Raw genomic sequence first — 22,036 nt, 5'->3', positions numbered from 1 at the left:
CGCTACGGGATCAGTCTGCAACTTTTGTTTCATTTCCGCCATTTGTTTCATCGAAACATAACACAGCTAAGCTATTTTTATCTCCATAGACATTGGTGATGAAAAAACTGGAACAGCGTTTGCTTAAAAGCACTACTGCATTGGTACGGGCATGCTGTTGAAGCAGCGAGGGTGAAACGGCCCGTCACGATGCATAACAAAAACGGCGATAACCGAAAATGATAGCGCGGCCGTTTTAACCTCCTCCCCTACAGCCGAACAGAGAAAAGGAACAACGGCATGATACAAAGTAATACCGCGCCGCTGGGCATGGCCGTAACGCCCCATCATTTGGCCAGCGCCAGCGCGCAGGCGGTCCTTCGTGAAGGCGGCAACGCCATCGAAGCCATCGTGGCGGCGGCGGCGACCATGGCCGTGGTGTATCCGCATATGAATGGTCTGGGCGGTGACGGCTTCTGGTTAATTCTGCCTCCTCAAGGCGAGCCCGTCGCCATTGATGCCAGCGGCGCGGCAGGTTCTCTCGCCAGCCGTGACTTTTATCGGGGAGACGCTCACATCCCGCATCGCGGCCCCAGGGCCGCCCTGACGGTTGCCGGCACGGTCGGCGGCTGGCAGGAAGCGCTGATGTTCTCACAGGCGCTTGGCGGCGCCCCTTTGCCGCTCGCCCGCTTGCTTGCTGACGCAATTCGTTATGCCGCGGACGGCATTCCAGTCACCCAATCTCAGGAAGATGCGCTGACGCAGCACTACCACGAACTGGCTGAGTTTCAGGAATTCAGCCGAATTTTTGCACCTCAAGGCGCCATCCCCCGTGCGGGCAGTCGTTTCACCCAACCCGATCTGGCTGATACGTTGACGCTGCTGACGCTGGAAGGGCTCGACAGCTTTTATCGGGGAACGCTGGCTGAACGCTTTGCAGCCCAGATGGCTCAACTGGGTATGCCGCTGACCGGCGAGGATCTGGCGAACTATCGCGCCAGACGCACAGCGCCATTACACCTTAGACACAGTAAGGGCGATATTTATAACCTCGCGCCGCCGACTCAGGGGCTGGTTTCCCTCGCCATTCTCGGTCTGACCGATCATCTTGAGATGGCGGATTTAAGCGATAGCCAGACGATCCATCGTATCGTCGAATCCACCAAGCTGGCTTTCGGTCTGCGCGATCGTTTCATTACCGATCCCAAACAAATAACGCAGGATGTGCAGGCATTGCTGGATCCCAACGCCCTCGGGGCGATGGCCCGACAAATCAATACCCGTCAGGCGGCGCCGTGGGGCTCGGGGAAAGGCCCCGGCGACACCGTGTGGATGGGCGTCTGTGACAGCAGCGGGCTTTGCGTCTCTTTCATCCAGAGCATTTATCATGAATTTGGCAGCGGTATCGTTCTGCCCGGCACCGGTGTACTCTGGCAAAATCGCGGGGCCTCTTTCAGCCTCGATCCACACCATCTGCTGGCGCTGGAACCGGGCAAACAGCCGTTCCACACGCTCAATCCCGCAGCGGCGCGCCTGTCCGATGGCCGCACCATGATCTACGGCTCAATGGGCGGCGACGGTCAACCCCAGACGCAGGCCGCGCTGTTTATTCGTCATGTGCTTCAGGGATTGCCACTGCAACAGGCGATCACCGCTCCGCGCTGGCTGCTGGGCAGAACCTGGGGGCAATCCTCCGATACGCTGAAACTTGAAGATCGCTTCAAGCCCGCGACCATTGATGCGCTGCGGGCACTCGGCCACGACGTCGAGCTACTCGGCAGCTTCAGCGAAACGGTAGGCCATGCCGGTGCGATCGTCCGTCATACCAACGGCATGCTGGAAGGGGCGAGCGATCCCCGCAGCAACGGCAGTGCCGTCGGGTTCTAGTTTTACTGGCAGGGAGAAAAAAAATGTCAATCAAACCCATCGATAACGATGTACTGACCGTCTATCTGCAACAAATGGAAACACTACAGTCGCTACAGCTCAGCCATGAACGGCGCCAGGAGCTGCTGGTTCAGTTCAGCCGCATTCATGCCATGGCGCAACCGTTGATGGATTTCCCGCTTGATGATCGACAGGAAATCGCCGGAGTGTATCGGCTATGAGTGAACGGCAAGTTCTGTCCATTAAACAGATCCGACAGGGCCTACTGGCAGGCGAGTTTTCCGCCAGAGAAATTGCACAGCAGACGCTGGATACCATTGAATATATCAACCCTGACATTAATGCCTATACGCAGGTCACCCACCAGCGCATGCTGGATGAGGCCGACCATCTGGATCAGCGGCGCTTGCGTGGTGAAACCTTGCCGCCACTGGCAGGCGTTCCCTATGCGGTAAAAAATCTCTTTGATGTCAAAGGGGAAACCACGCTGGCTGGCGCGCAGTTATTCAGTCAGCGTCCGCCCGCCTCACAGGATGCGTTCGCCATACAGCAGCTGACCCGTCAGGGCGCGTTGCTCTCCGGTATGCTGAACATGGACGCCTACGCCTACGGCTTTACCACCGAGAACAGTTACTACGGCGCCACGCGCAATCCCATCGACAGACAGCGCGTTGCCGGCGGTTCATCTGGTGGATCTGCCGCCGCGGTTGCCGCAGGTCTGGTCAATTTTACCCTGGGCAGCGACACCAATGGCTCCATTCGCGTTCCGGCTTCTTTGTGCGGAATTTTTGGTCTGAAACCCACCTTCGGCCGCCTGTCACGCAGCGGCAGCCAGCCGTTTGTCGCCAGCCTCGATCATATTGGGCCACTGGCGCGCAGTGCTGAAGATCTGGCGCTGGTTTTTGATGCATTGCAAGGGCAGGACAGTACGGATCGTTTTCAGTCGGAGCGTGCCCCATCGCCTTCTGTTCCCCTGTTGGAAGAAGGCGTTCGCGGCCTGCGCAGCACGGTTCTGGCAGGGTATTTCTCTGAGTGGAGCAGTCGCGAGGCAAAAACCGCCGTTCGGCAAATCGCCAGCGCCCTCGATGCGCAGGCCAGCCTCACCTTACCTGACGCCGGTCTGGCACGGACGGCGGCCTTCATCATGTCTGCCAGCGAAGGTGGCAATCACTATCTCCCTGCTCTGCGTGAAAGTCCGGAGCTGTTTGAGCCGCTTTCCCGCGAACGTCTGTTGGCCGGCGCCATGATCCCGGCGGCCTGGTACGTACAGGCGCAGCGTTTCCGCAATCATTTCCGCCAACAGGTTCTCTCCCTGTTTGAACATACCGATCTGCTGATTGCAGCAGCCACGCCGGTAACCGCTACGCTGATTGGACAAGAGACGATGCACATCAACGGCGCCGATCTGCCGGTGCGTGCCAGCATGGGAATGCTGACGCAGCCGATTTCCTTCGTCGGCTTACCCGTCGTGACGGTACCGGTCATGACAGACAACGGCTTACCGATAGGCGTTCAGCTCATCGCCGCACCGTGGCGTGAAGATCTCTGTCTGCGTGCCGCCCGGGCGCTGGAGCGACAGGGCATCACACGGGTTTGTTCTTTTTCTCAGGAGTCACGTTAATGTTGCACGATGATATTAATCAGCCCGATGTACTGGCTGAAGTCACTATCGCCTTCCATCGTTATGAAAAAGCGCTGACCGGTAATGACATCGACGTATTGGATGAGTTGTTCTGGCACGATGCCCGAACCGTTCGCTATGGTGCGGGAGAAAACCTGTACGGGATCGATGAAATCCGGGCGTTTCGTCTGGCCCGCCCATCCGCCGGGCTGGATCGCCAGTTGCAGAATACGGTTATCACCACTTACGGACAGCATATGGCAGTGGCCAGCACCGAGTTTCGCCGGGAGGGCAGCGCAAAAACCGGGCGACAGATGCAAACCTGGGTGAAGATGCCGGAAGGCTGGCGCATCGTTGCCGCACACGTCAGCCTGATGAGCGAATAGCGTTGCGCGCCTTTCATTTATTCCCCTTCCGTACACCGCCGGTAGCCACGATGCCTCACCATTACACGATATGGGCGTCGTGCCTGCCTCGCCGGCGCCCCTCGATCATCGTCGGTAATATTGTCTGGTTATCGGGGAAAATAAGCGTTGAGATCGACTAGCAAGAACCGGAAATTATCTCCTTACATACAGCAAGATATTGACGAATAACCGGTGTCAATGCAGAAGATATTTTGTTAACTGAATCACACCATATAACGATTTCAATATCACCGTTTTTCACTACCCCAACGCCCCCCAATCACCCCGAACGGCCATAACATATATTTTTGCTATACTGAATCTGCATGGCGACGATCTGCTCAATAATTTACGCACATAAATCGTCCTATTGTGGTGCCTATAACCCGATAATCATCGATTATTCAAATTTATATTCATCGGATAAATACCAGAATAATCAACGATCAAGCGACGATAGAAATAAATTATTTAAATAGCAAAAATAAAAACTCACAACCCATTGTTAAATATGAAATTTAAATGAAATAAATGCATCATAAAATTAGAAAAACCCATAAGAGCAAAAAGCGAAAAATGATATGAAAATCACATTAATCATTCCTCCTTTCACACCGTTATTCAGACGGCAAGGGGTTGTCTCAGAATCTCATTATGGTAGGGTAGACGGCGTTCAACCATTACCAGGATGATGTTATAGAATTATAAACGACCATAGGAAAACAATCATTTCATGGCAATAAAACTTGAAGTAAAAAACCTTTACAAGGTATTTGGCGAGCATCCTGACCGCGCATTCAAGCTGATCGATAAAGGTTTGAGCAAGGATCAGATATTTGAAAAAACCGGTCTCACTATCGGTGTGAAAGATGCCAGTCTGGCCATTGAAGAAGGCGAGATATTTGTCATCATGGGATTATCCGGCTCCGGTAAATCCACCATGGTACGCCTTCTCAATCGTCTGATAGAACCGACCCGAGGTCAGGTTCTGATTGATGGTGAAGATATCTCCCAGATATCCGACGCCGCGTTGCGCGACGTACGCCGCAAGAAAATCAGTATGGTATTCCAGTCATTTGCGCTCATGCCGCATCTGAACATCCTCAGCAACACGGCGTTCGGCATGGAACTCGCCGGTTTACCGAAAGCAGAGCGTGAACAGAAAGCGCTTAGCGCGCTGCAACAGGTCGGGCTCGAAACCTATGCCAATTCCTATCCGGATGAACTTTCCGGCGGGATGCGTCAGCGCGTTGGCCTGGCTCGCGCACTGGCGAACGACCCGGATATCCTGCTGATGGATGAGGCATTCTCTGCACTTGACCCGCTGATCCGTGCAGAAATGCAGGATGAGTTAATCAAACTCCAGTCCCGTAACCAACGCACCATCGTCTTCATTTCGCACGATCTGGATGAAGCGATGCGCATCGGCGACCGCATTGCCATCATGCACGGTGGTGAAGTCATTCAGGTGGGGACGCCAGATGAGATTCTGAATAATCCGGCCAACGATTACGTTCGCACCTTCTTCCGTGGTGTGGATATCAGCCACGTCTTTAGCGCCAAGGATATCGCACGCCGCCGTCCGGTTACGCTTATCCGCAAAACACCCGGCGTCGGACCGCGTTCCGCACTGAAAATTTTGCAGGATGAAGACCGTGATTATGGCTACGTGCTGGAACGCGGACAAAAATTTATTGGTATCGTGTCGATTGATTCTCTGAAACAAGCATTGAAAGCGCAACAGCCGCTGGAACAGGCGTTGCTTTCCGATCCGGCCCCGGTGCCTGCGGATATGTCGCTCAATGAACTGATTTCTCAGGTTGCACAGGCCCCTTGCGCGGTCCCGGTCATCGGTGAAAACAACGAGTACATTGGCATCATTTCCAAAGGAATGCTGCTACAGGCGCTGGATAAGGAAGGAGTGACCAATGAGTAAATCAACACCGAATCCGTGGGAAAACACGACCATCGAACATGAACAAGGCACCGATCAGGCAGCAAACCAGAGCCAGAATGGTGCCGCAGCACAGAGCGATCCCTGGTCAGCCACTACACAAGATGCACCAACCGATCAGCCGCCGGCAGGACAGGACGCGGCGCCTCAAACCGATCCCTGGTCCACCAGCGCGCCGGCACAGGATGCTCCCGCCAGTGCGGATGCGTGGAACAGTGCGCCGACAGACGCAGCGCAGCAAAGCAGCGACTGGTTGAACAGCGCCGCCCCGGCGGCGCCTGAACACTTTAATTTACTTGATCCGTTCAGAGATACGCTGATCCCGCTGGATAGCTGGGTCACCCACGGCATCGACTGGCTGGTACTGCATTTCAGGCCGCTGTTTCAGGGCGTGCGCGTGCCCGTCGATTTCGTGCTGAGCGGTTTTCAACAGTTGCTGCTTGGTATGCCAGCCCCAATCGCCATTCTGGTGTTTTCGCTGTTCGCCTGGCAGATATCCAGTCTGGGTATGGGCGCCGCCACCTTGATTTCCCTGATCGCTATCGGGGCCATCGGCGCGTGGTCGCAGGCAATGATTACGCTGGCGCTGGTGTTGACGGCGCTGTTCTTCTGCATACTGATTGGCTTGCCAATGGGAATTTGGCTGGCTCGCAGCGAACGCGCCGCCAGAGTGATCCGCCCCTTGCTGGATGCGATGCAGACAACGCCTGCGTTTGTTTATCTGGTGCCGATAGTTATGCTGTTCGGTATCGGTAATGTCCCGGGCGTGGTGGTGACCATCATCTTTGCCCTGCCGCCCATTATTCGCCTGACCATTCTGGGGATCCGCCAGGTTCCGGCTGATTTGATTGAAGCCGCGGAATCTTTCGGGGCCAGTCCGAGTCAGATGCTATTTAAAGTCCAGTTACCGCTGGCGATGCCGACCATCATGGCGGGCGTAAACCAGACGCTGATGCTGGCGCTGTCGATGGTGGTGATTGCCTCTATGATCGCCGTAGGCGGTTTAGGCCAAATGGTACTGCGCGGCATCGGTCGGTTGGATATGGGTCTGGCCGCCATCGGGGGTGTCGGTATCGTTATTCTGGCCATCATTCTCGACCGTCTGACCCAATCACTGGGCCGTGACAGACGCAGCAAGGGCAACAAAAGCTGGTATACCTTCGGCCCTATCGGCCTGATCATTCGCCCTTTCATCAAGCAGTAACACCGTACGCCGGTTGTCTGACGACAACAGACAACCGGTAACTCCAATACCAGACTCAGCGCCTGTTCCATCAGGCATCAATCATTGCAGGCCGTTTAAACACGGATAAACGCAAACAACATGGCGAACACCGCACACCTGCAACTTGAAAGATGAAACACAACACAGAAAAGAGGGGAACCATCATGGGTAAAACCAAAATCTGGGCAGCCGCCCTGACCACCGCGCTACTGAGTACATCGCTTTACGCCGCCGACGATCTACCCGGTAAAGGCGTTAGAGTCATTCCGGTGCAAAGCACCATTTCCGAAGAAACGTTCCAGACGCTGTTAGTCAGCAGAGCGCTGGAAAAACTGGGTTATGAGGTGCAACCGATTCGTGAAGTGGACTATAACGTCGCTTACACCTCGATTGCATCCGGTGACGCAACATTTATCGCCGTAAACTGGGATCCGCTTCAGTCTGACATGTACGCTTCCGCTGGCGGCGACGCCAAATTCTACCGTCAGGGTGAATATGTGTCCGGCGCCGCACAGGGTTACCTGATCGATAAAAAAACGGCGGAACAATACAAGATCACCAATATTGAACAGTTAAAAGATCCGGCAATCGCCAAACTGTTCGATACCAATGGTGATGGTAAAGCCGACCTGACCGGCTGTAATCCGGGCTGGGGCTGTGAAGCCGCGATCAATAACCATATCAGCGCCTATGGTCTGACTAACACCGTCGAACATAATCAGGGGAACTACGCGGCCCTGATCGCCGATACCATTACCCGCTATAAAGAAGGCAAACCGATTCTTTACTACACCTGGACACCGTACTGGGTCAGCGATGTGCTGGTTCCGGGACGCGACGTCGTCTGGCTACAGGTGCCTTTCTCTTCTCAACCGGGAGAAATGAAAGGCGTCAGTACCAAACTGCCTAACGGCGCTGACTATGGTTTCTCGGTCAACAACATGAAAATTGCGGCCAATAAAGAATGGGCGGAGAAGAATCCGGCGGCAGCAAAACTGTTCTCCATCATGAAATTACCACTGGCCGATATCAATGCGCAGAACCTGCGTATGCACGAAGGACAAGGTTCTCAGCAGGATATTGAACGTCATGTGGATGGTTGGATCAACGCCCACCAGCAGCAGTTTGACGAGTGGGTAAAAACCGCGGCTGAAGCGGCGAAGTAAACCATTTTTCATTCACTAAACCAGAACAGCATCATCAAAGGCGGCTTTGCCGCCTTTTTTCGTGTCCCCACGATAGCCTCAATATCTTCTGGCATCTCGTCATCAGCTGTTTGATACTATCCGCAACGATCAGCATTATTAACATTACATTAACTACCGTAAACTATGCCATCTCAGCCGAAACAGCCGGGTCTCAGCCTGTCTCTGACTCTTATCATGTCTATCGCAACCGGTCTCGCCGTTGCCAGTAATTACTATGCCCAGCCGTTGCTGGAAACGATCGCCAGAGCATTTGAACTCTCCGTCAATCAGGCCGGTTTTATCGTTACCGCCGCCCAACTCGGCTACGCCGTGGGTTTGCTGTTTCTGGTTCCGCTGGGAGACATGTTTGAACGACGGACGCTGATTGTCGGCATGACGTTGCTCGCCGCGGGCGGGATGTTGATTACCGCCTCTTCCACCACGCTATGGCTGATGATTACCGGCACCGCGTTAACGGGGCTGTTCTCCGTCGTCGCGCAAATTCTGGTTCCGCTCGCGGCAACGCTGGCAACGCCGGAAACCCGGGGTAAGGTCGTCGGCACCATCATGAGCGGTCTGCTGCTCGGTATCCTGTTGGCCCGAACGGTCGCAGGCGCGCTGGCCTCACTGGGCAGTTGGCGCACTGTCTACTGGGTCGCCAGCACACTGATGGCGATCATGGCACTGATACTCTGGCGTACTCTGCCGCGAATCCGTCAGGAAAACACGCTGAACTATCCGCAGCTGTTAGCGTCCATTTTCCGGCTGTTTGCCACGACACCACTTTTGCGCACCCGCGCACTGCTGGGCTGTTTTTCCTTTGCCAACTTCAGCATCTTATGGACGTCCATGGCTTTTCTGCTGGCCGCTCCGCCCTACAATTATTCCGAAGGCGTAATTGGCCTGTTTGGATTGGTCGGCGCCGCGGGCGCGCTGGCTGCATCACGCGCGGGGCGTCTGGTCGATCAAGGCAAAGCCCGGCAAAGCACTATCGCCGGTTTGCTGGTGTTATTGCTGTCATGGCTATTTGTCGCCTTTGGTATTCAGTCGGTAATCGCGCTGTTAATCGGCATCATCGCGCTGGATCTTGCCGTTCAAGGGGTCCATGTCACTAACCAGAGCGTGATCTATCGAATGATGCCGGAAGCACGTAACCGCCTGACCGCCGGTTACATGACCAGCTACTTCATTGGCGGCGCGTTGGGATCGATGATTTCCGCATCGGCCTATCAGCACTGGGGCTGGCTGGGCGTGTGTGCGGCAGGCAGTATTACCAGTCTGTTGAACCTGCTGGTCTGGTGGCAAGGTCACCACTATGAACGCCAGAGCGCAGTCGCTCCCGCCGAACAATAAGCATACATGTTGAAGACACGTGAAATACTGATAACGCTTTGATATGGTTATCGGTCTGTCGGGTTTTAAAACCGTCACCAACTTTGTGGATACCGTGAATACATCAGAACAGCAGATACTGGCCTCATCAGAAGCCCCTGCCAGCGCATCCTTCGGCGAAGGCGTATTTGACAGTTTACCCATCGTTATCGGCTATGTCCCTGTCGCCTTTGCCTTTGGCATGAACGCGGTAAAGCTGGGCTTTACACCGCTGGAAGGGATTTTTCTGTCCTGCATCATCTATGCCGGCGCCAGTCAGTTTGTCATTACCGCGCTACTAAGCGCCGGCATGTCAATCTGGGTTGCCGCCCTGACCGTTATGGCGATGGATATCCGGCATGTTCTGTATGGCCCCGCATTACGCTACCGCATCCTGCAACGACTGCCAACCGGTAAAACGGCGCTGTGGGCGTTCGGTCTGACTGATGAAGTGTTTGCCGCGGCCACCACACGCCTGGCACGTAATAATCGGCGCTGGTCGGAAAACTGGATGTTGGGCGTGGCGCTGTGCGCCTGGCTTTCGTGGGTGGCCGGAACCGTTATCGGCGCCTTCTTCGGCAATGGTCCGTTGAATGATTACCCTGCCGTAGAGGCCGCGCTCTCTTTTATGCTGCCCGCCCTGTTTCTGAGCTTTTTACTGGCTTCATTTAAACGCCGCCAGAGTCTTATCGTCGCCAGCGCATTGGGCGGCGCACTGTTAGGCCTGCTGATTTCTTCCATTCCGGCCGCGATACTCATCGGTATCGGCAGCGGCTGTCTGGCCGCGTTCTTCCAACCTATCGCCCCTTCGCAGGTAACACCATGAGCACACAAGTTATTCTGATCGGTCTGATGGTTGGTCTGGTTAATTTTCTTTTTCGTTATTTGCCGCTGCGGCTGGGTTCATCTCGCGCTTCCGGCACGTTGCAACGCGGCAAAGCCGCCTTGCTGCTGGACAGCATTGGGATTGCTTCAATTTGTGCCCTGCTGATTGTTTCCAGCGTACCGGACATTCTCGCCCACAACGAAAAACTACTGCCGACGCTGGTTGGGTTCGCAACGCTGACCTTCTGCTTTTATAAAACCCGCAGTATCGTTTTTTCCACTCTGCTCGGCGCCTTGTGCTATGGCATTGCGTTTAAATTATTTTGACACACTGATAAAAAGCAAACATAACAATATGATATTAAATGAATAATTTTATTTAGATTCCTTTTTCTGAGCCATTTTGCTTACTTTCTGACACAGAATTAATCACGCTTCTCATTTACCTATTTAGTAACATTAGTTACTATGCAGGCCGTGATTAATGAGGTGCACATAAAATGGATAGTTCATTTACCCCCATCGAAAAAATGCTGAGTCTGCGAGCTTCACGTAAACCTGATTTCCCTCATCAGGAAGTGCTGTTGCTGCGTTTGTGTATGCACATGCAGACCAAAATTCTGGAACACAGAAACAGAATGCTTAAAGAACAAGGGATTAATGAAACCCTGTTTATGGCACTAATTACGCTGGAATCTCAAGAATCTTACAGTATTCAACCTTCTGAACTCAGTGCCGCACTGGGCTCATCCCGTACCAATGCCACCCGCATTGCCGACGATCTGGAAAAAAGAGGCTGGATAGAAAGACGTGAGAGCAGTAGTGACCGCCGCTGCCTGCATTTACACATGACGGAAGCAGGCAAGGCGTTCCTCGATCGGTTGCTTCCTCCACAACATAAAAGCCTCCATTTTCTCTGGTCAACGCTCAGCGGCGACGAACAAAAACAGTTGGAAACCCTGATGCGCAAGCTGCTGACCCGACTGGATGAAATGGACGAAATAAAAGACCTGTAACCAGTTAGTTTTTAAAACAAGACACCACTTACCCCCATTATCTCTGGTACTTCCCAATGATTATTTCATCGGGGGGCGGTGTTTTCTGTAGAAAATATCAATTTGCGTTTTCGGGCCACTTTGCGGCGGGTTAACGCAACAACGGATTTGTTGCCGGAGTCATCGACATTCCGGCGTATAACCGCAGCGTGATGCGCAACATTAACCATGACAGGGTTATCGCCAGCAGTAGCAATCGCGATATCCGGCAAAAAGAGAACAAAGAGAGCACCCCATGAGTGAAAACGTGGAAAATCAGGCACCTCAACAGATTTTGCGGAAAAACAAGAAAAGGCAGCGCAAACAGATTCTGACGCTGATGACCTTTATCTTTGTTGTGCTCGGCGCCGCCTGGTTTATTTACTGGTTCCTGATCCTCAGACATCACCAAAGCACCGACGATGCCTATATCGCCGGTAATCAGATTCAGGTGATGGCACAGGTAACCGGCAGCGTGACCCGCGTCAATGTCGATAATACCGACTTTGTTAAACAGGGCGACGTACTGGTCGAACTGGATCCGACGGATGCGCAGCAGGCTCTTGAACGAGCGAAAACCGCACTCGCCAGCAGCGTGCGTCAAACGCATCAGTTGATTATTAACAGCAAGCAGTATCAGGCCAATATTGAGCTGCGCCAGACGGAATTGAACAAAGCGCAAAGCGACTTAAACCGCCGGGAGGCGCTGGGCAGCGCTAACGCCATTGGCCGTGAAGAAGTCCAGCACGCCCGGGATGCCGTCGCCAGCGCCAAAGCGTCGCTGGAAGTGGCCAAACAGCAATACCTTGCCAATCAGGCTATGGTGATGGATACCGCATTGGAACAGCAGCCAACGGTACAACAGGCCGCCGCAGAAATGCGTGATGCCTGGCTGGCCTTGCAGCGGACCAAAATCGTTAGTCCGGTTGATGGCTACGTGTCGCGCCGCAGCGTTCAGGTGGGGGCCCGTATTTCCACCACTTCCGCACTGATGGCCGTTGTCCCTGCCGATCACCTGTGGGTTGACGCCAACTTTAAGGAAACGCAGCTCGCCAATATGCGTATCGGCCAGCCGGCTACCGTTATCGCCGATATCTACGGCGATGATGTGGTTTATCAGGGCAAGGTGGTCGGTCTCGACATGGGAACCGGCAGCGCGTTCTCGTTACTGCCCGCACAAAACGCCACGGGTAACTGGATCAAGGTTGTTCAGCGTCTGCCGGTACGTATCGAGCTGGATCCACAACAGGTTGCCGCACATCCGTTGCGTATCGGTTTGTCAGCACTGGTTAACGTCGATACCGCGAACAGAGACGGTAAAGCGCTGTCCGAAACGCCACGCGGGGCGCCAGCCTATACCAGTGACGCCCTGTCGCTGGATCTCTCGCCAGTCAACCAAATGATTAGCAGCATCATCCAGGCTAACGCGGGTTAATCTGTCAGGAGATAAACGTGCCGAGAGAACCGCTTAAGGGAGCCAGCCTGGCCTGGATGACCGTTGCCTTATCACTGGCAACGTTCATGCAGGTACTGGACTCCACCATCGCCAACGTGGCCATTCCGACTATCGCCGGTAATCTGGGAGCATCTAACTCACAGGGCACCTGGGTGATTACCTCGTTCGGGGTCGCTAACGCGATTTCCATTCCGATTACCGGCTGGCTGGCCAAACGTTTCGGCGAGGTTCGCCTGTTTCTCTGGTCCACCGCCTTGTTTGCGCTGACCTCCTGGCTGTGTGGTGTTTCCAACAGCCTGGAGATGCTGATTTTTGCCCGTGTCCTGCAAGGTATTGTCGCCGGACCGCTTATCCCTTTGTCACAAAGTTTGTTGCTCAGTAACTATCCTCCGGCCAAGCGCAGCATTGCGCTGGCGCTCTGGTCGATGACCGTGGTTGTGGCGCCGATCTGCGGCCCGATTCTGGGGGGATGGATCAGCGACAACTATCACTGGGGCTGGATCTTCTTCATCAACGTTCCACTCGGTGTCGCCGTTGTCCTTATCACCCTGCAAACCCTGCGCGGACGGGAAACCAAAACAGAAATCAAACCCATTGATACCATTGGGCTGGCTCTGTTGGTTGTCGGTATCGGCAGCCTTCAGATGATGCTCGACAGAGGGAAAGAGCTCGACTGGTTCAACTCCAACGAGATCGTTGTCCTGACGGTGGTTGCCGTCGTCGCCCTGGCTTTCCTGATCGTCTGGGAACTCACGGACGATCACCCGGTCGTGGATTTGTCACTGTTCAAATCGCGTAATTTCACCATCGGCTGTTTGTGTATCAGTCTGGCCTATATGTTCTATTTCGGCGCCATCGTTCTGATGCCGCAATTACTGCAAGAGGTCTATGGCTATACGGCCACCTGGGCCGGTCTGGCATCAGCCCCGGTGGGGATAATGCCGGTGGTACTGTCACCGATCATTGGCCGGTTCGCGCCGCGTCTGGATATGCGCAAGCTGGTCACGTTCAGCTTTATCATGTACGCCGTCTGTTTTTACTGGCGCGCCTACACCTTTGAGCCAGGCATGGATTTTGGGGCATCTGCGTGGCCGCAGTTCGTACAGGGGTTCGCCGTGGCGTGTTTCTTCATGCCGTTGACGACCATCACGCTGTCGGGATTACCACCTGAACGTCTGGCGGCGGCGTCCAGCCTGTCGAACTTTACCCGAACGCTGGCAGGCTCGATCGGTACATCCATCACCACAACCTTATGGACGCAGCGTGAATCCTTACACCATGCTCATCTGACGGAATCGGTGACGCCTTACAATCCGATAGCGCAGGAAACCTATCAGCAGTTACAGGCAATGGGAATGAGTCAATCTCAGGCTTCCGCCTACATTGCGCAAGAGATTACCGCACAGGGGCTGATTATTTCCGCCAATGAAATATTCTGGGCCGCCGCCGGCGTATTTCTGGTGCTGTTGGTGCTGGTGTGGTTTGCCCGCCCGCCCTTTACCTCAGGAGGCAGAGGAGGAGGCGCGCACTGAGCCGCCGATAAAACGCATTTTCCCCGGAGACAGGTCATGCAGATCGGATTGAAGGGGAAAAGATCAGTCGTCCTTTGACACAAAGATTCACCGCCGTACCAACATGGCTAAACCTGCGGTACTTTCTGCGAGGCCCCGAGGCTGGATCAAAAAGAGGCATCCCAAGGACGCCTCTTCAATTTACTATGACTTCAAATTTACTATGGCTTCATCAAGCCTGTTTCTGCCGCCACCATTCAGAAAGCAGAATGCCCGTCGCTACAGAAATATTCAGACTTTCAACCTTACCGGTGCCGTCGATCGAAATATTGACGTCCCCCTGTTGCCATGCGCTATCAGACAGGCCATCGCTTTCCTGTCCCAGCACAATCACCGTCTTGGCCGGGAACGTGGTTTTCGACAGTGCCGTACCTTTATGGCTGGAGGTGGTCACAATGGTATAACCCGCACGGCGGAATTCGTCCAATACCGACAGGAAATCATCCGCATTGATCGCTTTAACATACTCAGCGCCCCCTTCAGCGGTGCGAACTGCCGCGCCCGATTCCAGTTGAGCCGCATCCTGAATCAACACGCCTTTCACGCCAAAATGCGCACAACTGCGGATGATCCCGCCGAGGTTATGCGGGTTACCCACATCTTCCAACGCCAGCACGCAATCACTTTCGCCCGCCGTTTGCAGATATTCACCCACATCCATACCCTGACGCTTCTTAATCAGGAAACAAACGCCGCCATGGTGCTCCGTACCCGATGCTTTGATCAGCTCTTCATCTTCAACGACGTGATAGGCTTTACGGTTTGCCGCCATCCAGCGCAGCGCCTCACGAAAGCGTGGCGTAACTTCCTGTAGGAACCACGCGCGAACAATTGCATCCGGACGGCTCTTGAACAACGCATGGCAGGCGTTCTCGCCATACACCCGCGTTTCTTCCTGACGCTGGCGACGGATTTGGGCGGGATCTATCTGGCTTTTACCACTGATGCCGCCGTGATCCGGCACAGACTCGTCGGCAGGGGCACGAGAAACCGTTTTCCATGGGGAATCATTGGAAATACCGCCTTCGTCACGCGGGCGGCGAGGACGCTCGCTGCCACGATCGTTGCGCTCTTTGCCCCACGGGCTTTTTTCACGTGAGTCACCATCACGTGACGGGTTTTCACGGGCATAACGCGGATTCGTATCACGAGGATGCTGGGGTTTGTCACGCTTATCCCGTGAACCACTCCCATCGCGCCGACCACCGCCGTTCCCACCGCGGCGATCTTTGTCTTCTGGACGCTTGTTTTTGTTATCTTTATCGCCCTCATCATCGCTACGGACGTACATCACACGGACTTTGCCGCTCTTACTATTGAATGAATCGCTCATTGTTCTCTCCACCTACGCGCTGGGCGCGAAGATTACCTTATGTACACCCGCTTAGCTACCAGCTTGTCGTAAAAGCCAGCAGCTATTGTAGCTATTGAGCAAACCACGTTGTTGACCACGCCCCTGCCCGCCATACTTAATTCACCATTAAGTAACATGTTGTTGACCTTTCGTTGCTTACCCGCAACATGCTTTATCAATAACACCTTTATTTTAGCCCCTTTTTCTCTGAGGCCTTATTATGAATACGGTATGTGGATCCTGCCATACAACAAATCGCCTGGCTGAAGAACGTATCGATGACCACGCGAAATGTGGACGCTGTGGAGACCCCTTGTTCACAGGCGAAGTCGTGAACGCGACAGAAGCGACGCTGGATAAACTGCTACAGGACGATCTGCCGGTTGTTGTCGATTTCTGGGCCCCCTGGTGCGGACCTTGCGTCAACTTTGCGCCCGTGTTTGCAAGCGTCGCCCAAGAACGCAGCGAAAAAATACGCTTTATCAAGGTGAATACCGAGTCGGAACCACAGCTCAGCACCCGCTTCCGCATTCGCAGCATCCCAACCCTGATGCTGTTCAAACAGGGGGAACTGGTGGATATTCTCGGCGGCGCCCTGCCTAAAGCTCCCTTTGAAGCCTGGCTGGATGAATCGTTATAAAAAATAGCCGAAATTCGGGGCATTATGGCCCCGGATCTTTTGGTCGGATGCTGAGTCGATTAGAATGATATCCTTCTGAATCTGTTTTGCCCACAATGGCCGAAAAAATGTGGCTGGTTTTCGGCAACACTCAATAGCGTCCCAAACTTCATGATCAATAACGCCGTCCTTCAACTGCGCCAGCAACGTCTTGAGCAGTCAACCAAACCGTTTCGCGCCCGTGGTTGCCGCGTGGTGCGCTGCCAACGCTGCCTGCTGCCGGTCCCCACCTGCCTGTGCCATACCATTCAACCCTATACTTCCCGCAGCCGTTTTTGTCTGGTGATGTTTGATACCGAACCGCTAAAGCCAAGCAATACCGGACGGTTAATCGCCGATATTTTACCGGACACACAGGCCTTTCTCTGGTCGCGAACAGCGCCAGATCCGCAATTGCTGGCCGCGTTGAGCAACCCGGATTATCAACCTTATCTGGTGTTTCTGGCCGACGACGAGGAAAGCGGACGCCAGGTCTTGCGCCAGTTACCGTCCCAAGGGAAACCGCCTTTGTTTGTGCTGCTGGACGGCACCTGGCCGGAAGCACGCAAAATGTTTCGCAAAAGCCCTTATCTGGATGCCTTGCCTATTCTGTCGCTGAATGTGGATGCACTCTCTCGCTACCAGCTGCGTGAAGCCAGCAGCGCCGGGCAGCATTGCACCGCCGAAATTGCGATCGCCCTACTCGCGCAAGCCGGGGACGACATGGCTGCAAATGGCCTATCTGCACACTTTGACCGTTTCAGAAAACATTATCTGGCCGGGAAGTCGCATCATACCTTGCGGGAAACTTTACCCATCGTCACAGCATAATTGGCGGAAAACGTTTAGTATCAAATAGTCTTATCCTACAGGAGTGACTTATGAGCCAGCGCGGATTGGAAGCACTATTGCGTCCTAAGTCGATAGCGGTTTTAGGCGCGTCGGAAAAGGCGGGACGGGCAGGTTTTCTGATGATGAGAAACCTGCTGGACGGTAACTTCAGCGGTCCGGTGCTTCCTGTTACGCCCAAATATCGCGCCGTCTGCGGTGTTCTGGCTTACCCGAATGTTGTCAGCCTGCCAATAATGCCCGATTTGGCGGTGATCTGCACCAACGCCAGCCGCAACCTGACGCTGCTGGAAGAACTGGGACAATGCGGTTGTAAAACCGTCATTATTCTTTCCGCGCCACCGTCACAGTTCAGCGAGTTGAAAGCCTGCGCAGTTCGCTACAATATGCGTTTATTGGGCCCCAACAGTCTGGGTCTGCTCGCTCCCTGGCAAGGATTTAATGCCAGCTTCTCTCCTGTTCCCATCATGAAAGGCAAACTGGCCTTTATTTCCCAATCCGCCGCCGTCTCCAACACGATTCTGGATTGGGCTCAGCAACGAGGTATCGGATTTTCCTACTTCGTCGCGCTGGGCGACAGTTTGGATATTGATGTCGATGACCTGCTCGATTTTCTGGCGCGAGATGGAAAAACCAGTGCGATTCTGCTGCATCTTGAACACATCAGCGATGCGCGTCGTTTTCTTTCGGCCGCACGCAGCGCCTCGAGAAACAAACCGATTCTGGTGATAAAAAGCGGGCGCAGCCAGCAGGCGCAACGGCTACTGACCAGCCAGCGCCACGGATTGGATGCCGCCTACGATGCGGCGATTCAACGCGCAGGTCTACTACGGGTGCGGGATACCCATGAGCTCTTTTCAGCCGTGGAAACCCTGAGCCACCTGCGGCCATTGCGCGGCGAACGTCTGCTGATTGTCAGTAACGGGGCTTCCCCCGCCGCACAGGCTCTGGACCAGTTACTCAGCCGACAAGGAAAACTTGCCGTACTCAGCGAATCCACTCAATACCTGCTGCGGGAAAAGTTACCGGAGTATGTCACCATAGGTAACCCGATCGATTTGCGTGATGACGCCACGGCGGCACGCTATCAGGATGCGATATCAATCCTGCTGGATAGCGACGACGTTGATGCACTGCTGATTATTCATGCTCCCAGTGCGGCGGCGCCAGGCACCGAAAGCGCCGAACAGTTGATCAAGTTGTTTCAACAGCACCCGCGTGGCAAACGAATTACGCTGCTGACAAACTGGTGTGGTGAATACTCCTCGCTGGAGGCCCGGCGTTTATTCAACGAAGCAGGCATTCCTACCTACCGCACGCCGGAAGGCGCCGTCACCGCCTTTATGCATATTGTCGAGTACCGCCGTAACCAAAAACAACTGATGGAAACGCCGGCTCTGCCGCAGGACCTGACCATCAATGCCAGTCAGGCTCATGAACTGATTCATCAGGCGCTGTCAGACGGCGTCACCCAGTTGGATACGCATGAGGTTCAACCCATCCTGCAAGCCTACGGCTTACATACGCTGCCGACCTGGATTGCCGGCGACAGTGCGGAAGCCGTGCATATCGCGGAACAAATCGGTTATCCGGTCGCTATCAAGCTACGCTCCCCCGATATCCCCCATAAGTCTGAAGTGCAGGGGGTTATGCTATACCTGCAAACGGCCAGAGAAGTTCAGCAGGCGGCAGACGCTATCCTCGATCGCGTCAAGCGCACCTATCCTCAGGCAAGAATTCACGGCCTGCTGGTTCAGGGGATGGCCAACCGGGCCGGCGCTCAGGAACTGCGTATTGCGGTTGAACAGGACCCCGTATTTGGGCCGCTGATTATGCTGGGGGAAGGCGGCGTTGAATGGCGTGAAAAACAAGCTGCTGTCGCCCTGCCGCCGCTCAATATGACGCTGGCGCGTTATCTGGTACTACAGGCCGTCAAAGGCGGTAAAATTCGCGGCAGCAGTGCGTTACGGCCTTTGGATATCCCGGCACTCAGCCGTCTGCTGGTACAGGTTTCCAACCTGGTTCTTGATTGCCCCGAAATCTCCCGGTTGGATATTCATCCGCTGCTTGCTTCAGGAGATGAATTTACATTATTGGATGTCACACTACATCTGGAGCCTTTCAGCGGAGATCCGCAGTCGAGATTGGCGATTCGCCCCTATCCGCAGGAGCTGGAAGAGACAGTGATGCTAAAAAACAATACCGCCTGCCTGTTCCGACCCATCCTTCCGGAAGATGAACCCCTGCTGAGTAAATTCATTGCCAAAGTGACGAAAGAAGACCTTTATTACCGTTATTTCAGCGAAATTAATGAATTTAATCATGAAGACTTAGCCAATATGACTCAGATTGACTACGATCGAGAAATGGCGTTTATTGCTATACGCCAGACAGAGGAAGGGCCGGAGATAATCGGAGTAACGCGCGCAATTTCAGACCCCGACAATACCAATGCTGAATTCGCTGTTTTGGTACGCTCAGATTTAAAAGGGCTGGGTTTGGGCAGGCGATTGCTGGAAAAGCTCATCCATTATGCACAGACTCACGGTTTGGGACGTCTGAATGGTATCACCATGCCACATAATCAGGGCATGATTACGCTGGCAAAGAAACTGGGTTTTAACATTGATGTGCAACTGGAAGAGGGCATTGTGGCGCTGGAATTGCCGTTGAAAAATTAATCATGCTTCGTGATTCAGCTCCCGCGTCAGGTAATGATCTGCCACTCAATGGTAAAACTTGCTCACAACAGCTAGAAAGTAATGGTATTATCGCCCGATTCGGCTATTCCTTAACTTTTGATGATGACCTTAGGGTCATACACTGATGAGAGAAGAAACGCACTGTGATGTTGTCAAAATTTAAACGCAATAAATACCAACAACACCTTGCACAATTGCCAAAAATCCCTCAGACAGCTGATGATGTTCAGACACTTTACACACCTGAACTTTTTCGCACAACGCTGATAAACGCTATTCTGAGTGCCAGAAAACGCATTTATCTGGTGGCGCTGTATCTTGAGCGAGACGATGGCGGCATGGGTATATTGTCTGCGTTATATGAGGCTAAACGGCAGTGTCCCGAACTTGACATCCGCATTCTGGTTGACTGGCATCGTGCCCAGCGTGGACGGATAGGGGCAGCGGCAGAGAATACCAACGCTGACTGGTATTGCGACATGGCACATAAATATGCGGATATCCAGTTCCCGATCTACGGTGTGCCCGTTAACACCCGCGAAGCATTAGGTGTGCTGCATCTGAAAGGTTTCATCATTGATGACACCGTCATATACAGCGGCGCCAGCCTGAACGACGTCTATCTGCATCAACATGACAAGTATCGTTACGATCGCTATCAGGTGATTCGTAACCCGTTACTGGCTGATACCATGGCTCAGTATATCCAGACCATTCTGTCGGCTCCGGCGATCCAACGTCTGGATCGCGTAGATCGTCCCAGAAGTCTGGAAATTAAAAACGAGACTAAGCAGTTTCGTCAGGCATTGCGCACAACGGCCTATAAAACCCCCGACTGCAATGTCACCAGCGATGAACTGACCGTTACGCCACTGGTTGGTTTGGGTAAACAGAGCCCGCTGAACAAAACTATTCACCATTTGATGTACTGCACAGACAGCCATCTGGTGATGTGCACACCGTATTTTAATCTCCCGGCCCTGCTGGTTCGGAATATTATCCGTTTACTGCGAGAAGGGAAGAAAGTCGAAATCATTATTGGCGATAAGACCGCCAATGACTTTTATATTCCGGAAGATCAGCCCTTCAAAATCATCGGCGCATTGCCTTATCTTTATGAAATCAACTTGCGCCGCTTCCTGAGCAGACTACAGCGCTATATTGATGATCAGCAGCTCGTGGTCAGATTATGGAAAGATGGTGATAACAGCTTCCATCTGAAAGGCATGTGGATAGATGATAAATGGCAGTTGCTGACGGGTAATAACCTCAACCCCCGCGCCTGGCGTCTGGATCTGGAAAATGCCATATTAATTCACGATCCCAAACAGTCTCTGTTAGCGCAGCGCCAGGAAGAGTTGGATAGCATCAGAGTCCATACTCAGGTCGTCAAAAGCTATATGGAACTGGAAAGTATTGCGCAATATCCGGTAAAAGTCCGCAAACTCATTCGACGCTTGCGCCGTATTCGAATAGACAGACTGATTAGCCGAATTCTCTGATACTCCCGCGATACAATAAAAAAGCCCCGGAAATTCCGGGGCTTTTTTATATTCCAAGACGGTTATAGTTTGAAAACAGCAAAAGAACGGTACGGTAATGATCAGGTATAAAATACATGAAAAGCAAAAGGCCATCCGATAAAGGATGGCCTTTTGCTTTTATTGAAACCTGGCAGTTCCCTACTCTCACATGGGGAGACCCCACACTACCATCGGCGCTACGGCGTTTCACTGCTGAGTTCGGCATGGGGTCAGGTGGGACCACCGCGCTATTGCCGCCAGGTAAATTCTTTTTAAGCCGAAAACTTTAACCCAATTACTGGTGCTGATACCCAGAGTCGAACTGGGGACCTCACCCTTACCAAGGGTGCGCTCTACCAACTGAGCCATATCAGCGCACCTAAGTGTTTGATGCCTGGCAGTTTATGGATCATTTCATGATCCACCCTTCGGG

General features: G+C 53.5%; 18 protein-coding genes, 1 tRNA gene and 1 rRNA gene. 17 read left to right on the top strand and 3 right to left on the bottom strand.

What is annotated here, in order from left to right; translation table 11 throughout:
- Positions 1–279: 279 nt before the first annotated feature.
- From DDT52_RS16865 to emrB, 13 genes are all read left to right on the top strand, one after another.
- Entirely contained in the window at positions 280–1,866 is a 1,587-nt protein-coding gene (locus DDT52_RS16865) for a gamma-glutamyltransferase family protein (RefSeq protein ID WP_136157389.1), read from the top strand.
- A gap of 23 nt (positions 1,867–1,889) precedes the next feature.
- Positions 1,890–2,087, top strand: coding sequence for an oxalurate catabolism protein HpxX (hpxX, locus tag DDT52_RS16860; protein WP_136157388.1), 198 nt, complete (start codon positions 1,890–1,892; stop codon positions 2,085–2,087).
- On the top strand, positions 2,084–3,487 hold the full coding sequence (locus tag DDT52_RS16855) for an AtzE family amidohydrolase (protein WP_136157387.1): 1,404 nt from the start codon (positions 2,084–2,086) through the stop codon (positions 3,485–3,487). The genes hpxX and DDT52_RS16855 overlap by 4 nt, the downstream gene beginning before the upstream one ends.
- The gene (hpxZ, locus tag DDT52_RS16850) at positions 3,487–3,873 is read left to right on the top strand and encodes an oxalurate catabolism protein HpxZ (protein WP_109055700.1); all 387 of its coding nucleotides are present in this window, start codon (positions 3,487–3,489) and stop codon (positions 3,871–3,873) included. The genes DDT52_RS16855 and hpxZ overlap by 1 nt, the downstream gene beginning before the upstream one ends.
- A 754-nt stretch (positions 3,874–4,627) precedes the next feature.
- Entirely contained in the window at positions 4,628–5,830 is a 1,203-nt protein-coding gene (proV, locus tag DDT52_RS16845) for a glycine betaine/L-proline ABC transporter ATP-binding protein ProV (protein WP_109055699.1), read from the top strand.
- A complete protein-coding gene (proW, locus tag DDT52_RS16840; protein WP_136157386.1) occupies positions 5,823–7,052 on the top strand; it encodes a glycine betaine/L-proline ABC transporter permease ProW in 1,230 nt (409 codons plus the stop codon). The genes proV and proW overlap by 8 nt, the downstream gene beginning before the upstream one ends.
- 185 nt (positions 7,053–7,237) lie before the next feature.
- Entirely contained in the window at positions 7,238–8,239 is a 1,002-nt protein-coding gene (gene proX / locus DDT52_RS16835; RefSeq protein WP_136157385.1) for a glycine betaine/L-proline ABC transporter substrate-binding protein ProX, read from the top strand.
- Positions 8,240–8,404: 165 nt separating this feature from the next.
- A complete protein-coding gene (locus DDT52_RS16830) occupies positions 8,405–9,613 on the top strand; it encodes an MFS transporter (protein WP_136157384.1) in 1,209 nt (402 codons plus the stop codon).
- Positions 9,614–9,656: 43 nt separating this feature from the next.
- Positions 9,657–10,457, top strand: a complete 801-nt coding sequence (locus tag DDT52_RS16825) for an AzlC family ABC transporter permease (protein ID WP_247595576.1) — start codon at positions 9,657–9,659, stop codon at positions 10,455–10,457.
- Complete coding sequence (gene ygaH / locus DDT52_RS16820) at positions 10,454–10,783, top strand: L-valine transporter subunit YgaH (protein WP_136157383.1); 330 nt, start codon at positions 10,454–10,456, stop codon at positions 10,781–10,783. The genes DDT52_RS16825 and ygaH overlap by 4 nt, the downstream gene beginning before the upstream one ends.
- A 173-nt stretch (positions 10,784–10,956) precedes the next feature.
- Positions 10,957–11,472, top strand: a complete 516-nt coding sequence (gene mprA / locus DDT52_RS16815; protein WP_136157382.1) for a transcriptional repressor MprA — start codon at positions 10,957–10,959, stop codon at positions 11,470–11,472.
- A gap of 274 nt (positions 11,473–11,746) precedes the next feature.
- Positions 11,747–12,925, top strand: coding sequence for a multidrug efflux MFS transporter periplasmic adaptor subunit EmrA (gene emrA / locus DDT52_RS16810; protein WP_136157381.1), 1,179 nt, complete (start codon positions 11,747–11,749; stop codon positions 12,923–12,925).
- Between the two features lie 17 nt (positions 12,926–12,942).
- Positions 12,943–14,478 carry a multidrug efflux MFS transporter permease subunit EmrB gene (gene emrB, locus DDT52_RS16805; protein ID WP_136157380.1) on the top strand — a complete coding sequence of 512 codons (1,536 nt, stop codon included), beginning with the start codon at positions 12,943–12,945 and terminating at the stop codon, positions 14,476–14,478.
- A gap of 211 nt (positions 14,479–14,689) precedes the next feature.
- Here emrB and DDT52_RS16800 read toward each other — a convergent pair whose 3' ends face one another.
- Positions 14,690–15,850, bottom strand: a complete 1,161-nt coding sequence (locus DDT52_RS16800; RefSeq protein ID WP_136157379.1) for a tRNA/rRNA methyltransferase — start codon at positions 15,848–15,850, stop codon at positions 14,690–14,692.
- 241 nt (positions 15,851–16,091) lie between these two features.
- On the opposite strand from DDT52_RS16800, the gene trxC reads away from it, so the two are divergent.
- The 4 genes from trxC (at position 16,092) to pssA (ending at position 21,582) form a co-directional block, all read left to right on the top strand.
- Entirely contained in the window at positions 16,092–16,511 is a 420-nt protein-coding gene (gene trxC / locus DDT52_RS16795; RefSeq protein WP_109055689.1) for a thioredoxin TrxC, read from the top strand.
- A 150-nt stretch (positions 16,512–16,661) separates the two neighbouring features.
- A complete protein-coding gene (locus tag DDT52_RS16790; protein ID WP_136157378.1) occupies positions 16,662–17,360 on the top strand; it encodes a tRNA-uridine aminocarboxypropyltransferase in 699 nt (232 codons plus the stop codon).
- Positions 17,361–17,410: 50 nt separating this feature from the next.
- Positions 17,411–20,059 carry a bifunctional acetate--CoA ligase family protein/GNAT family N-acetyltransferase gene (locus DDT52_RS16785; protein WP_136157377.1) on the top strand — a complete coding sequence of 883 codons (2,649 nt, stop codon included), beginning with the start codon at positions 17,411–17,413 and terminating at the stop codon, positions 20,057–20,059.
- Between the two features lie 167 nt (positions 20,060–20,226).
- A complete protein-coding gene (pssA, locus tag DDT52_RS16780) occupies positions 20,227–21,582 on the top strand; it encodes a CDP-diacylglycerol--serine O-phosphatidyltransferase (protein WP_136157376.1) in 1,356 nt (451 codons plus the stop codon).
- Positions 21,583–21,749: 167 nt separating this feature from the next.
- Here pssA and rrf read toward each other — a convergent pair.
- Positions 21,750–21,865: ribosomal RNA gene (gene rrf, locus DDT52_RS16775) — 5S ribosomal RNA — on the bottom strand.
- A 37-nt stretch (positions 21,866–21,902) separates the two neighbouring features.
- Positions 21,903–21,978, bottom strand: a tRNA-Thr gene (locus DDT52_RS16770).
- Positions 21,979–22,036: the final 58 nt, after the last annotated feature.

The organism is Brenneria roseae subsp. roseae (assembly GCF_003115845.1).
Classification (GTDB): domain Bacteria; phylum Pseudomonadota; class Gammaproteobacteria; order Enterobacterales; family Enterobacteriaceae; genus Brenneria; species Brenneria roseae.
The sequence above is the reverse complement of the archived record's forward strand: the minus strand, read 5'-3'. Positions and strand labels throughout refer to the sequence as shown.

What these genes read in the sequence shown, in the direction of transcription:
- DDT52_RS16865 (WP_136157389.1), top strand. Translation starts at nt 280, where the DNA reads ATGATACAAAGTAATACCGCGCCGCTGGGCATGGCCGTAACGCCCCAT.
- hpxX (WP_136157388.1), top strand. Translation starts at nt 1,890, where the DNA reads ATGTCAATCAAACCCATCGATAACGATGTACTGACCGTCTATCTGCAA.
- DDT52_RS16855 (WP_136157387.1), top strand. Translation starts at nt 2,084, where the DNA reads ATGAGTGAACGGCAAGTTCTGTCCATTAAACAGATCCGACAGGGCCTA.
- hpxZ (WP_109055700.1), top strand. Translation starts at nt 3,487, where the DNA reads ATGTTGCACGATGATATTAATCAGCCCGATGTACTGGCTGAAGTCACT.
- proV (WP_109055699.1), top strand. Translation starts at nt 4,628, where the DNA reads ATGGCAATAAAACTTGAAGTAAAAAACCTTTACAAGGTATTTGGCGAG.
- proW (WP_136157386.1), top strand. Translation starts at nt 5,823, where the DNA reads ATGAGTAAATCAACACCGAATCCGTGGGAAAACACGACCATCGAACAT.
- proX (WP_136157385.1), top strand. Translation starts at nt 7,238, where the DNA reads ATGGGTAAAACCAAAATCTGGGCAGCCGCCCTGACCACCGCGCTACTG.
- DDT52_RS16830 (WP_136157384.1), top strand. Translation starts at nt 8,405, where the DNA reads ATGCCATCTCAGCCGAAACAGCCGGGTCTCAGCCTGTCTCTGACTCTT.
- DDT52_RS16825 (WP_247595576.1), top strand. Translation starts at nt 9,657, where the DNA reads ATGGTTATCGGTCTGTCGGGTTTTAAAACCGTCACCAACTTTGTGGAT.
- ygaH (WP_136157383.1), top strand. Translation starts at nt 10,454, where the DNA reads ATGAGCACACAAGTTATTCTGATCGGTCTGATGGTTGGTCTGGTTAAT.
- mprA (WP_136157382.1), top strand. Translation starts at nt 10,957, where the DNA reads ATGGATAGTTCATTTACCCCCATCGAAAAAATGCTGAGTCTGCGAGCT.
- emrA (WP_136157381.1), top strand. Translation starts at nt 11,747, where the DNA reads ATGAGTGAAAACGTGGAAAATCAGGCACCTCAACAGATTTTGCGGAAA.
- DDT52_RS16800 (WP_136157379.1), bottom strand. Translation starts at nt 15,850, where the DNA reads ATGAGCGATTCATTCAATAGTAAGAGCGGCAAAGTCCGTGTGATGTAC.
- trxC (WP_109055689.1), top strand. Translation starts at nt 16,092, where the DNA reads ATGAATACGGTATGTGGATCCTGCCATACAACAAATCGCCTGGCTGAA.
- DDT52_RS16790 (WP_136157378.1), top strand. Translation starts at nt 16,662, where the DNA reads ATGATCAATAACGCCGTCCTTCAACTGCGCCAGCAACGTCTTGAGCAG.
- DDT52_RS16785 (WP_136157377.1), top strand. Translation starts at nt 17,411, where the DNA reads ATGAGCCAGCGCGGATTGGAAGCACTATTGCGTCCTAAGTCGATAGCG.
- pssA (WP_136157376.1), top strand. Translation starts at nt 20,227, where the DNA reads ATGTTGTCAAAATTTAAACGCAATAAATACCAACAACACCTTGCACAA.